Source organism: Arthrobacter sp. PsM3 (assembly GCF_030433895.1).
In the GTDB taxonomy this organism is placed as follows: Bacteria; Actinomycetota; Actinomycetes; order Actinomycetales; family Micrococcaceae; genus Arthrobacter.
This window is the reverse complement of the sequence record NZ_JARUXE010000047.1, coordinates 18,880-30,832: the sequence shown is the minus strand read 5'-3', so window position 1 is coordinate 30,832 and position 11,953 is coordinate 18,880. Positions and strand designations below refer to the sequence as shown.

At 67.6% G+C, this 11,953-nt stretch carries 12 protein-coding genes and 1 tRNA gene; 9 read left to right on the top strand and 4 right to left on the bottom strand.

Annotation, left to right across the window (positions count from 1 at the left end):
* Nucleotides 1-143: 143 nt before the first annotated feature.
* Nucleotides 144-896, top strand: a complete 753-nt coding sequence (locus QCD75_RS19015) for a polysaccharide deacetylase family protein (RefSeq protein WP_301230991.1) — start codon at nucleotides 144-146, stop codon at nucleotides 894-896.
* Between the two features lie 234 nt (nucleotides 897-1,130).
* Here the strand turns inward: QCD75_RS19015 and QCD75_RS19010 are convergent.
* Nucleotides 1,131-1,213 (bottom strand) — tRNA-Leu (locus QCD75_RS19010).
* 163 nt (nucleotides 1,214-1,376) lie between these two features.
* On the opposite strand from QCD75_RS19010, the gene QCD75_RS19005 reads away from it, so the two are divergent.
* Nucleotides 1,377-2,681, top strand: coding sequence for a M20/M25/M40 family metallo-hydrolase (locus QCD75_RS19005; protein ID WP_301230990.1), 1,305 nt, complete (start codon nucleotides 1,377-1,379; stop codon nucleotides 2,679-2,681).
* A 19-nt stretch (nucleotides 2,682-2,700) separates the two neighbouring features.
* Nucleotides 2,701-3,864 (top strand): acyl-CoA dehydrogenase family protein, encoded by a 1,164-nt coding sequence (locus tag QCD75_RS19000; protein ID WP_301230989.1) that lies wholly within the window; start codon nucleotides 2,701-2,703, stop codon nucleotides 3,862-3,864.
* A gap of 50 nt (nucleotides 3,865-3,914) precedes the next feature.
* Here the strand turns inward: QCD75_RS19000 and QCD75_RS18995 are convergent, their stop codons facing one another.
* On the bottom strand, nucleotides 3,915-4,148 hold the full coding sequence (locus QCD75_RS18995) for a DUF5703 family protein (RefSeq protein WP_301230988.1): 234 nt from the start codon (nucleotides 4,146-4,148) through the stop codon (nucleotides 3,915-3,917).
* A 39-nt stretch (nucleotides 4,149-4,187) separates the two neighbouring features.
* Between QCD75_RS18995 and QCD75_RS18990 the strand changes: the two genes are divergently transcribed.
* The gene (locus QCD75_RS18990; protein ID WP_226761305.1) at nucleotides 4,188-4,454 is read left to right on the top strand and encodes a hypothetical protein; all 267 of its coding nucleotides are present in this window, start codon (nucleotides 4,188-4,190) and stop codon (nucleotides 4,452-4,454) included.
* Nucleotides 4,455-4,501: 47 nt separating this feature from the next.
* Here QCD75_RS18990 and QCD75_RS18985 read toward each other — a convergent pair whose 3' ends face one another.
* The gene (locus QCD75_RS18985; protein WP_301230987.1) at nucleotides 4,502-5,437 is read right to left on the bottom strand and encodes an aldo/keto reductase; all 936 of its coding nucleotides are present in this window, start codon (nucleotides 5,435-5,437) and stop codon (nucleotides 4,502-4,504) included.
* 52 nt (nucleotides 5,438-5,489) lie between these two features.
* On the opposite strand from QCD75_RS18985, the gene QCD75_RS18980 reads away from it, so the two are divergent.
* Together QCD75_RS18980 and mshC are read left to right on the top strand one after the other, a co-directional pair.
* On the top strand, nucleotides 5,490-6,323 hold the full coding sequence (locus QCD75_RS18980; protein WP_301230985.1) for an undecaprenyl-diphosphate phosphatase: 834 nt from the start codon (nucleotides 5,490-5,492) through the stop codon (nucleotides 6,321-6,323).
* A 15-nt stretch (nucleotides 6,324-6,338) separates the two neighbouring features.
* Entirely contained in the window at nucleotides 6,339-7,619 is a 1,281-nt protein-coding gene (gene mshC, locus QCD75_RS18975; protein WP_301230984.1) for a cysteine--1-D-myo-inosityl 2-amino-2-deoxy-alpha-D-glucopyranoside ligase, read from the top strand.
* 96 nt (nucleotides 7,620-7,715) lie between these two features.
* Here mshC and QCD75_RS18970 read toward each other — a convergent pair whose 3' ends face one another.
* Nucleotides 7,716-8,621 carry a PAC2 family protein gene (locus QCD75_RS18970; RefSeq protein ID WP_301230983.1) on the bottom strand — a complete coding sequence of 302 codons (906 nt, stop codon included), beginning with the start codon at nucleotides 8,619-8,621 and terminating at the stop codon, nucleotides 7,716-7,718.
* A gap of 130 nt (nucleotides 8,622-8,751) precedes the next feature.
* On the opposite strand from QCD75_RS18970, the gene QCD75_RS18965 reads away from it, so the two are divergent.
* From QCD75_RS18965 to QCD75_RS18955, 3 genes are all read left to right on the top strand, one after another.
* On the top strand, nucleotides 8,752-9,519 hold the full coding sequence (locus tag QCD75_RS18965) for an HAD family hydrolase (protein ID WP_301230982.1): 768 nt from the start codon (nucleotides 8,752-8,754) through the stop codon (nucleotides 9,517-9,519).
* Nucleotides 9,512-10,720: a site-2 protease family protein gene (locus QCD75_RS18960; RefSeq protein ID WP_301230981.1), complete on the top strand. Its 1,209-nt coding sequence runs from the start codon at nucleotides 9,512-9,514 to the stop codon at nucleotides 10,718-10,720. Before QCD75_RS18965 ends, QCD75_RS18960 begins: the two co-directional genes overlap by 8 nt.
* A gap of 113 nt (nucleotides 10,721-10,833) precedes the next feature.
* On the top strand, nucleotides 10,834-11,937 hold the full coding sequence (locus QCD75_RS18955; protein WP_301230980.1) for a tRNA (adenine-N1)-methyltransferase: 1,104 nt from the start codon (nucleotides 10,834-10,836) through the stop codon (nucleotides 11,935-11,937).
* The last annotated feature ends 16 nt before the right edge of the window (nucleotides 11,938-11,953 follow it).

The window sequence follows — 11,953 nt, the reverse complement described above, 5'->3', positions numbered from 1 at the left end:
AGCGGCGCAGTATGGTGCTCATCTGGCAAGGGTGAAGACCACCTTGTAGGCCAAGCGCGCCTCAGCGGCGCAGTATGGTGCTCATCTGGCAAGGGTGAAGACCACCTTGTAGGCCAAGGGTGAAGACCACCGTGAGAGGAAGGTTGAGCACCACGAACAAGAACAGGATTGCCGTGGCGGCACTGGCCGCGCTGACATTGGTCATGGCCTTGCTGGCCGGCGGCCCCATGGCGGCGGCCCAGGCCGCCGACAAGCCGCTGATCGGCCTGACTTTTGACGACGGGCCCTCCCCCCAGCGCACCGCGTTCGTCCTCGACGTCCTCAAGCAGAAGGGCGTTAAGGCAACGTTCTTCCTTGAAGGCTCCCACGCCCAGCAGTACCCCGACCTCGTCCGCCGGATCAAGGCTGAGGGGCACGTGATCGGCAACCACTCGTGGGACCACGCCAATTTCCCCGACATAAGCCAGGCGGAGCAGAAGCAGCAGATCGACCGCACCAACGACGCTATCAAGGCCGTCACCGGTGAGGCGCCCAAGCTCATGCGCTTCCCGTTCGGCAACAGCACCCCTTATGCGGCGGGCTACCTCAAGACCATTGGTATGAGCGGCGGGGTTCTCTGGCACTGGGACGTCGGCCACCCCGGCGACTTCGAGTGCCCCGGTGCGGCGGGAGTCCAGAAGTATGTGATGGCGGAGGCTGCACCCGGCGCGATCATCCTGCTCCACGACGCTGAGGATGTCTTGTCCTGCCGCTCGACGCAGTGGACGTACTTGGCCGCCACCATCGACGCACTGCGGGCCGAGGGGTACGAGTTCGGGGTGGTCGCCTCCTCCGCGACGGCCAATCCGGTCAACCAGGGCTCGCCGGCCGTCGTCGTCGCGGCCGCCGGCGGCTAGTACTGCGGTTGCGCTCCTCCGAGTACGCCTTCGGCGTCTCGCGCTGTCTGATACCCGGATCGAGGCACCGCAGACAGTGCGTGACAATTCCGTCATAGCGTTGTCCAGGTTCCATGTAGGTCACAAAACCACTATGCGGAGGCCGGGCCGGCGGGTGCCGCTTTTCAGCGTCCGCCTGGGCGGGGACACGAAAAAGCCCCGGAATCCATAGAATTCCAGGGCCTTTTCCTGTTGTGCGCGGAGGGGGACTTGAACCCCCACCCCCTTTCGAGGACTAGCACCTCAAGCTAGCGCGTCTGCCATTCCGCCACCCGCGCAGGTGGTATTCGGTGGACCTTTTCGCCTTTCAGCGTTTCGGTTTTCTCCGAAGCAGCGAGAAAGACTCTAGCATGAAGTTTCCCGAAACAAATAATCGGGGCCTGATCGGGCATGTGGGTAGGCTGAAGCCAGCAAGAGAGCCGACCCCACGAGGAGTGAAACATGACTGAAATCAGGCCCGAGGACGAAGTCGTCAGAATCTGCCAGGAACTGATCCGGATCGACACCTCCAACTACGGTGACGGGTCCGGACCGGGGGAGCGGGCGGCTGCCGAATACACCGCGGGGCTGATGACTGAAGTGGGGCTGGACGCCGAGATCTTTGAGGCCGCGCCGGGCCGCGCCAGCGTGGTGACCAGGCTTGCCGGCGAAGACCCGTCCGCCAGCGCGCTTGTGGTCCACGGGCATCTGGACGTTGTGCCCGCGCTCCGCGAGCAGTGGTCCGTGGACCCCTTCGGCGCGGAGCTCAGGGACGGCATGATCTGGGGCCGCGGCGCCGTGGATATGAAGGACATGGACGCCATGATCCTTTCCGTGCTCCGGAGTTTTGCGCGCACCGGACGCAAGCCCAAGCGGGACCTGATCTTCGCGTTCTTCGCCGATGAGGAAGCCGGCGGCACCTACGGCGCCCGCTACGCGATCGAGAAGCGGCCCGAACTCTTTGACGGGGCCACCGAAGCGATTTCCGAGGTCGGGGGATTCTCCGCCACAATCGGGGGGCAGCGCACCTACCTGCTTCAGACCGCTGAGAAGGGCCTCTCCTGGCTCCGCCTCGTCGCCCACGGCCGCGCAGGGCATGGCTCGCAGATCAACACGGACAACGCCGTTACCCGGCTCGCCAGCGCCGTGTCCCGGATCGGGGAGTACCGGTGGCCGGTCGAGCTGACCCCCACCACCCGGCAGTTCCTGGACGGTGTGACTGAACTCACGGGTGTGGAGTTTGATCCGGACGATCCGGAGAAGATCCTCAAGGAGCTCGGCACCGTGGCCCGCTTCGTCGGTGCCACCCTGCAGAACACGACCAACCCCACCCTGCTCAAGGGCGGCTACAAGCACAATGTGATCCCCGAATCGGCCGAGGCCCTCATCGATTGCCGGACCCTGCCCGGCCAGGAGCAGCACGTCCTGGAAATCGTCCGCGAACTCGCTGGCACGGGCGTGGACGTGAGCTACATCCACAACGACGTTTCCCTGGAGGTTCCGTTCGCCGGGAACCTCGTGGATTCGATGATCGACGCGCTGCACGCCGAGGACCCGGGGGCCAAGGTCCTGCCGTACACCCTCTCCGGCGGCACGGACAACAAGTCCCTGAGCCGGCTGGGCATCACCGGCTACGGCTTCGCCCCGCTCCAGCTCCCGGACGAACTGGACTTCACCGGCATGTTCCACGGCGTGGACGAACGCGTCCCCACCGAATCCCTGAAATTCGGTGCACGGGTCCTGGATACCCTGCTCACAAACTACTGAGGCCTGAAAGACACTGCCCATGAGCCCTGAAGACGTCCTGCCCGATGCCCTGCTGGAACGCATCCGCGGTCGCGCCGCCGGCTACGACCGGGACAACGCCTTTTTCCACGAGGATCTGGCGGAGCTGGCGGACGCCGGCTACCTGAAGATCTTCGTTCCGGCGTCCGACGGCGGACTGGGCCTCGGCCTCGCGGCGGCCGCTCAGCTGCAGCGCCGGCTGGCGACGGCGGCCCCGGCCACCGCGCTGGCGATCAACATGCATCTCGTGTGGACCGGCGTCGCGCATGTCCTGGCCGCACGGGGCGACACCTCGCTCGACTTTGTCCTCCGGGAGGCAGGGCAGGGGGAAATCTTCGCGTTCGGGAACTCGGAGGCGGGGAACGACTCGGTGCTCTTCGACTCCCGCACTTCAGCCTTCGCCCAGGCCGGCGGCGGCTACGCCTTCACCGGCCGCAAGATCTTCACGAGCCTCTCGCCGGCGTGGACCCGGCTGGGGATCTTCGGAAAGGACGCCTCGGCCGGGAACGGGGCCGGGCAACTGGTCCACGGCTTCCTCACCAGGGACACCCCCGGGTACGAGATCCTGGCCGACTGGGACACCCTGGGTATGCGGGCCAGCCAGTCGAACACCACCGTCCTGGACGGTGCGGTGGTGCCTGCGGAGCGGATCTTCCGCAAGCTGCCGGTGGGACCGAACGCGGACCCGCTGATCTTCGCCATCTTCGCGTGCTTCGAGACGCTGCTGGCGGCGGTCTACACGGGTATCGGCGAACGGGCCCTCGCCCTGGGCGTCGAGGCCGTGAAGCGTCGGATGTCGTTCAAGAACGGCGGACGCAGCTACGCCCAGGATCCTGACATCCGGTGGAAGGTGGCCGACGCGGCGATGGCGATGGACGCGCTCTACCCCCAGCTGTCGGCCGTCACCGCCGACGTCGACGCACTGGCCGACCATGGGGGCCAGTGGTTCCCGAAGCTGGTCGGCCTGAAAGTCAGTGCGACGGAGACAGCCCGCACCGTCGTGGACCTGGCCATCCGGGTGTCCGGCGGATCCAGCTATTTCCGTGGTTCCGAGCTGGAACGGCTCTACCGGGACGTGCTGGCGGGAATGTTCCACCCCTCAGATGACGAGTCGGCACACAACACGGTGGCCAATGCCTGGCTGGGACCGCTCGAGACGGGCTGAGCGGTGCGCTGGGCCCAGGCCGGGTTAGACGGTCCGCCGGACTCAGAATCCTAAACGGTCCGCTGGACCTGGGTGACCCGGCGGCGGAGCCAGAAGCGGCGGCCGCCGCCAAGATACAGCACGCTGCGTTCCAGTTCCCACTTCCCGTATTCGGAGTGCTCGGCCAGGCGGCGGCGTGCTTCCGGCAGGGAATCTTCAGGACTGACCGTCAGTACGAGATACTCGTACTGCCTCAAATAGTCCCGTTCCCGCCGGACTGAACTGCTGAGAAAATGTTCCTTCATTGCTCTCCATTTTCTTCTTTTTCCGGCTAACGTGAAGTCATGAGCATCGATCCGCGTGTCGCGCTTCAATCCTTGACGGCTGCACTCGAAGAGCATCTCGTCGCGGCGTCGGCGCGCCGTGGACCCGGGGACCCTGCGGTCGAGGCAGCCTTTTTTGCAGTTGCTGATGCCTTTGAAGTCTACGACGACTCGCTCTACGAAGCGTATGGCGAAGTGACCCCTCTTGAGGTGATCGAAGACGACAGCGACGAGGACGAGGAAGAAGACGTCGACGACGAGGAAGACCTCGAGATCCTCCAGGACTAAGCCCGGCCGTCAGCCGGGTACGGAGCCTGTCAGGCGGTGCCGGGAACCTAGGCGGTGCTGGAAACGTCCTCCAGCGCCTGGGCAATCTGCGGAGGAAGCGGCGCCAGCGTTGAATCCAGGATTTCCTTGAGCTGCACCGGCGTGCGTGCGCCCATGATCGCCGTCGCCACACCGTGCTGGGACAACAGCCAGCTCAGCGAGACGTCCAGGGCTGAGCGCCCCAGGCCCTTCGCCGCCATCGCAACGGCCTCCACGATGCTGGACGCGGTCCCCTCAAGGTACGGCTCCACGTAGCCGGCCAGCCGCGACTGGGCCGCCCGCGAATCCGCCGGAATATGCCCGCGGTACTTGCCGCTCAAGACCCCGCGCCCCAGGGGGCCCCAGGCCATGAGTCCCAGTCCCGCGTCCTCGATGGCCGGGATAAGTTCAGCCTCGGGGGAGCGGTGCAGCAGGGAATACTCGGACTGGTTCGCGATCAGCGGGAACCCCGCAACAGCGGCCGCTTTCGCCGTCTGCCAGCCGTTGAAGTTGGAGACGCCCACGTAGCGTGCGCGGCCGGAGCGCACGGCAAAATCAAGCGCGGACAGGGTCTCCTCGAGTGGGACGTTGGGGTCCCAGGCCTGCGCGAACCAGAGGTCCACGTAATCGGTGCCCAGCCGGGCCAGGCTCGCGTCCAGGCCGGAGAGCATCCCGTTCCGTGAGGTGTCGACACCGCGCCGGCCCTCCGACGTCGAAAGTCCGGCTTTCGTGGAGATGACCACCTCGGAGCGCGCCACCACGTCGCCGAGCATTCCGCCCAGCATCGCCTCAGCCTGGCCGTCGCCGAAGGACGCCGCGGTGTCGACCAGGGTCCCACCGCCGTCCACGAAGGTGCGGAGCAGCGCCGAGGCGTCCTGCTCATCGGTTTCCCGGGCCCAGGACATGGTGCCGAGGGAAAGGGAGGACACGCGCAACCCACTGTTGCCGACATAACGCTGCTGCATGTCAGCAAGCTTACGGGGATTCGGATTGCTTCATGACGTAGGGTCTATAAACGTGAACTGGTTTGAAGCGGCCTTTCTGGGCCTCGTGCAGGGACTGACAGAATTCCTCCCTATTTCCTCAAGCGCCCATCTGCGGATCGTTGGCTCCTTCCTGCCCGACGCCGCCGATCCCGGGGCGGCCTTTACGGCCATTACCCAGCTCGGGACAGAAACCGCGGTCATCGTGTACTTCTGGCGGGACATCGTGCGGATCGTCAAAGCCTGGGCGGGTTCCCTGGCCGGCAAAGTCTCCCGGCAGCACCCTGACGCCAGGATGGGCTGGCTGGTCATCCTGGGCAGCCTGCCGATCATCGTCCTCGGACTGCTGTTCCAGGACCAGATCGAGTCCGTACTCCGCAGCCTCTGGATTGTCGCCACGATGCTGATCGTGTTCGGCATGATCCTCGCCGTGGCCGACGCCATTGGCCGCCAGGAACGCGACCTGACCCAGCTGAGCTACAAGCACGGCATCCTCTTTGGCCTGGCGCAGGCCATGGCCCTGATCCCCGGAGTCTCCCGCTCCGGCGGGACGATCACCGCCGGACTGCTGATGGGCTACACCCGCGAAGCGGCGGCCCGCTATTCGTTCCTGCTGGCGATCCCGGCCGTGTTCGGCAGCGGCCTGTACCAGCTCTACAAGGTGGTCACCAAGGAAGGCATCACCGGCCCCTACGGACTCCCGGAAACGGCCCTCGCCACCGCCGTGGCCTTCGTGGTGGGGTACGTCATCATCGGCTGGTTCCTGAAGTACGTCTCGACCCACAGCTACCGGCTCTTCGTCTGGTACCGGATCCTGCTGGGCCTGGCCCTGTATCTGCTGCTCGGTTTCGGCGTCATCAGCGCCTAGCACTAGGCTTGGGCTGTGAAGTCTTGGATCTCCCGCCCCGTTCCCCAGCTACCCGGCAGCATGGCTGCCCTGCGCCTCTTCGACACCGCCAAAGGCAGCGTCGTCACCCTCGGGACAGCAGGCGAACAGTCAATGTACGTCTGCGGAATCACCCCGTATGACGCCACCCATATGGGGCACGCCGCCAGCTACGTCGCCTTCGACCTGCTCAACCGCGCCTGGCGCGACGGCCGCCAGCAGGTCGCCTACGTGCAGAACGTCACCGACGTCGACGACCCCCTGCTGGAGCGCGCGACGGCGACCGGCGTGGACTGGCGCGATCTCGCCGCCAGCCAGATCGAACTCTTCCAGACAGATATGGAAGCGCTCAACGTCCTGGCCCCGGACCACTACGTGGGCGCCGTGGAAGCCATTCCCCTGATCGTGCCCGCGATCGAGCGGCTCGTGCAACTGGGTCTGGCCTACCGGGTGGCCGGCAGTGCCGGCGAGCCCGACGGGGATGTCTACTACGACGTCGAAGCGGCCGGCAAGCACTCCGCTGACGCCACCGACGCGTGGACGCTCGGTTCCGTCTCCGGGCTGTCCGACGCCGAGATGCTGGAACTTTTCGCCGAGCGCGGCGGCGATCCCGGCCGGGCCGGCAAACGCCAGGCGCTGGATCCGCTGCTCTGGCGGGTTGCCCGCGAGGGCGAACCGAGCTGGCCGGGCGGCGAACTGGGGGAGGGCCGGCCGGGCTGGCACATCGAATGCACCGTCATCGCGCAGAAGTACCTGCCCGCGCCGTTCACCGTGCAGGGCGGCGGCTCGGACCTGATCTTCCCGCACCACGAAATGGGTGCCGGGCATGCCTACTCCCTGTCCGGAGTGCCGCTGGCGCAGCACTTCGCCCACGCTGGCATGGTGGGGCTCGCCGGCGAAAAGATGAGCAAGTCCAGGGGAAACCTGGTCCTGGTGTCCAGGCTGCGCGCCGAGGGCGAGGACCCGGCCGCGATCCGGCTGGCCATCCTGGCCCACCACTACCGCAGTGACTGGTCCTGGACCGACGCCGGTTTCGCCGCGGCCAAGGAACGGCTCCGCACCTGGCGGGACGCCCTCGCCGTGGCCCCGGAAGGCTCCGCCGCCGGGCTGCTGTCCCGGCTGCGGGCCGAACTCTCAAACGACCTGAACGCCCCCGGGGCCGTCGCGGCCATGGATGACTGGGCCAGGGCGGCCCTTGAGGACGGCGGGGCCGGGTCCCCGACGGACGCGGCACTGGTGAGCGACGCCGTCAACGCGCTGCTCGGCGTCGAACTCTAGGCGTCGCACGCCGGGCGCCGGCCCCCGGGGCGCCCGCTGCTAGGCGCCGAACCCCCGGGGCGCCGGGCGCTCGGCGTCGAAATCCAGGGCCGGACGCTACGGCTTGTCCTTGCCGCGGCGCTTGAGGTAGCGCTCGAATTCCCGGGCGATGGATTCGCCGCTGGCCTCGGGGAGGTCGGCGGTGTCCTTCGCCTCTTCCAGCTGGCGCACGTACGCCGCGATTTCAGGATCTTCCGTGGCCAGCTCATCGACGCCGCGCTCCCAGGCGTCAGACTCCTCCACGAGGTCCGCGGTGTCGAGCGGAACCTGCAGGAGCTCCTCGATCCGGTGCAGCAGCGCGAGCTGCGCTTTGGGGGAGGGCGCCTGGGCCACGTAGTGCGGCACGGCGGCCCAGAGCGAGACGGTGGGCAGGCCCGCCAGCAAGGCCACCTCGGCGAGGACCCCGACGATGCCCACCGGACCCTCGTACTGCGAGGCCTCGAGGTCCATCCGCTCACGCAGCGCGGGGTCGTCCGTGGAGGTGCTCACCGGAATAGGCCGGCTGTGCGGCACGTCCGCGAGGAGGGCGCCGACCAGGATCACGTAGTCCACGTGGAGGGCCTCCGCATGGACCAGCAGTTCGGCGGTGTAGGCCCGCCACTTATAGGACGGCTCCGTGCCCTGGACAAAGATGACGTCCACGTTGGAGCCGGGAACACTGGCTTTGAAAATCCGGGTTGAGGGCCACTTGATCTTCCGCTCACCGGTGGCGGTGCGCCGGATCGTGGGCCGGGTGAACTGGAAGTCGTAGTACTCGTCGGCGTCGACCGCACCGACCTTCTTGCCGCCCCAGAGCTTGTTCAGGTAGCGCAGGGCATCGCTGGCAGCCTCGCCGGCGTCGTTCCAGCCTTCGAACGCGGCAAGCATCACAGTGATGCGCCGGCCTTCGGGGACGGGCTGCAGCAGCCGTTCCGGCTCGGGCACGTCGCCCGTTTCCGCTGGGTCTACCTCGAAGCTATTCATCTCTTCACCCTACGTCCAAGGACCCGGCCCCCGCAGGGAATGAAGCGCCGGAAATCGCTGACCACCGGTGGATATTCGCCGTAGGCGTAGTATCAGGCCCCTCCCAGCGCCGCGCCGTAGACTGGAAAGCATGCAACCCCCAGCTCCCCAGCCCCTCCTCAAAGCCGCGCTCTGGGACATGGACGGCACCATCGTCGACACCGAGCCATACTGGATCGAGGCCGAACACGCCCTGGTTGCCGCGCACGGCGGGCAATGGTCCCATGCGAAAGCCATGCAGCTGGTGGGCCAGTCCCTGGTCTTCTCCGCCGGGCTCCTGCAGGAGGCCGGCGTTAGGCTGGAGCGCCGGGAGATCATCGACGTCCTGACGGCCCACGTCATCAGCCAGGTCCGCACGTCCGTGCCCTGGCGTCCCGGCGCCCGAGAATTGCTGGACGAGCTCCACGGCGCCGGCGTCCGCTGCGCCCTCGTGACCATGTCCGAGGCTCCGCTGGCCCGCGAGATCGTCGCCAGCCTGCCGAAGCCCTACTTCGAGTTCCTGGTCACCGGCGACACCGTCACCCGGGGAAAACCGCACCCCGAGGCCTACCTCAAGGCAGTCGGGTTGCTGCAGGAGCAGGATCCGGAACTCGGGCTGCACCACTGCATTGCCCTGGAGGATTCCGTGCCGGGCGTGGCGGCCGCCCTCGCCTCCGGTGTGCTGACTGTCGCCATCCCCCACATCATGCCGCTGCCGGACGATCCGCGCCACGCCACATGGGACACCCTGGCCGGGCGCACCGTGGCCGACCTCGAGGAGCTGGTTGCGCTGCGCCACGAGTTCCCGGACGCGACCTTCGGCGCGGACAGCGGCAGCCTGCGGGAGCGCGGCACCGCCAGGGTGGCCGTCCATGACTGACACCGACACCCGCGGCCGCAGCGGCCGGGATCCCCAGAAACAGGACCGCAAAGAGGGCATCACCCTGGGGCGCATAGCCGGCATCCCGGTGATCCTCGCCTACTCATGGTTCATCATTGCGGCGTTCACGGTGATCGTCTACGGCCCGGTGCTGCAGGCAAACAACCCGCAGCTGGGCATCGGTGCGTACTTCGTGGCGTTCGCCTACGCGGTCCTGCTGCTGCTCTCGGTCCTCGTACATGAGCTCGCGCATGCGCTGACCGCCAAGATCTACGGCTGGCCCAGCGAAAAGATCGTCCTCAACCTCTGGGGCGGCCACACCCAGTTTGAGAGTTTCACCGCGTCCCCTGGCCGCTCCGTCCTCGTCGCGCTGGCGGGCCCCGCGGCGAACTTCGTCCTGGCCGCCGGGGGCTGGCTCGTGCTGACCGCCGGGGACCTCACCGGCGTCGCCGGCATCCTCGCCAACATCTTCGTGTGGGCCAACCTGCTGATCGGCATCTTCAACGTCCTGCCCGGGCTGCCGCTGGACGGCGGCCGGATCGTCGAATCCGCCGTGTGGAAGCTGACCGGCAGCCAGGAAAAGGGGACCATCGCCGCCGGCTGGGGAGGCCGGATCATCGTGATCGCCCTCGTGGGCTGGTTCGTGGTGCTGCCCCTGCTCAGCGGCGGCCGGCCCGACACCTCGCTGATGCTCATAGCGCTGCTGGTCTGCAGCTTCCTCTGGATGGGCGCCACCGCCTCGATCAAGCAGGCACAGCTGCGGGGCCGGCTGCCGCTGGTGGAGGCCGGGGCCCTGGCCGAACCTGCGGTGGGCCTCCCCGAATCAGCCAAGGTGGCCGATGTGCTGGCGCTGCCGCGGGATGCCGGCACCGGAGCAGTTCCCGCCGTCGTGCTGTTCCGCCCGGACGGCCGTCCGGCTGCCGTGGTCGACGCCGGGGCCCTCGCAGCGGTTCCCGCGGGGGCCGCCGCGTCGACCCCCGTCACGGCCGTCTCCTACGCCCTCGGCGCCGGCGCCTATGTGCCCGAGTGGTCCAAGGGGCAGGAGCTGATCCAGTACCTGGCCCAGCTCGACGGACTGGAGTACGCCGTCGTGGACCGCGACGGCACCGTCACCGGGCTCCTGCGGCAATCCGCTGTCCTGGCCGCCCTCACGGGCAAGGGCGCCGGGGCCGGCAAGCGGATGTTCGGCCAAAACCGGTAGAGTTACCTGCCGGTCGTGTATTTCCGGCCCCGCCACCAGGCCCCGGGCACCAGCAGCCAGAGCGCCGGCACCATGCATGGCCACCCAGCTTTACAGAAGTGAGGAACATCTTCATGAGCAGCGACACCGCCGCCAGCACCAGTCCCGACGACGCCGCAACCGCCGGCAGCGCAGCCATCCACACGGCCGCCCCGGCGGGCAGCGCGGCACGCGCGGCCGCCGCCCCCGTTGGCGCCGCACGCCGCCGTGGACCGTTCCGTGAAGGGGAGCGCGTTCAGCTCACTGACGAGCGCGGACGCATGAACACGATCAGCCTCGAAGCCGGCGGTGCGTTCCACACCCACCGGGGCTTCCTGAACCACGACGAGATCATCGGCAAGCCCGACGGCTCCGTCGTGGTCAACAACGTCGGCCAGCAGTACCAGACGCTCCGCCCCCTGCTCGCGGACTTTGTCCTCTCGATGCCCCGCGGCGCAGCCGTCGTGTACCCCAAGGACGCCGGCCAGATCGTCACCATGGCCGACATCTTCCCCGGAGCAAGGGTCGTCGAAGCGGGCGTGGGCTCCGGTGCGCTGTCCATCTCGCTGCTCCGTGCGGTGGGGGACAACGGCTACCTGCACTCCTTTGAACGCCGGGAAGAATTCGCCGACATCGCCCGCGGCAATGTCGAGACGATCTTCGGCGGACCGCACCCGGCCTGGCAGATCTCCATCGGCGATTTCCAGGAGGAAGTGGTCCGCACCGAGGAGCCCGGCTCCGTGGACCGCGTCGTCCTGGACATGCTCGCGCCGTGGGAATGCCTCGACGCTGTCGCCACCGTCCTGGCGCCGGGCGGCGTCTGGATCAACTATGTCGCCACGGTGACCCAACTGTCCCGGACCGCGGAGGCCATCCGCGCCGACGGCCGCTTCACCGAACCCGACGCCTGGGAATCCATGGTCCGCGGCTGGCACCTTGAGGGTCTGGCGGTGCGCCCCGACCACCGGATGGTCGCGCATACCGGCTTCCTCCTGGTCACCCGGCGGCTGGCCGACGGCGTGACGGGCATCTCCGTGAAGCGCCGCCCGTCCAAGACCGGCTTCAACGAAGAGGACGTCAACGCCTGGACGCCGGGGGCCGTGGGGGAGCGCGCGGTCTCGGACAAGAAACTGCGCCGGGCCGCCCGGGACGCCATCGCCGGAACGAACGTCGTGGACGATCCGGATATTACAAAGTAGTCCGCATTTCGGAAGT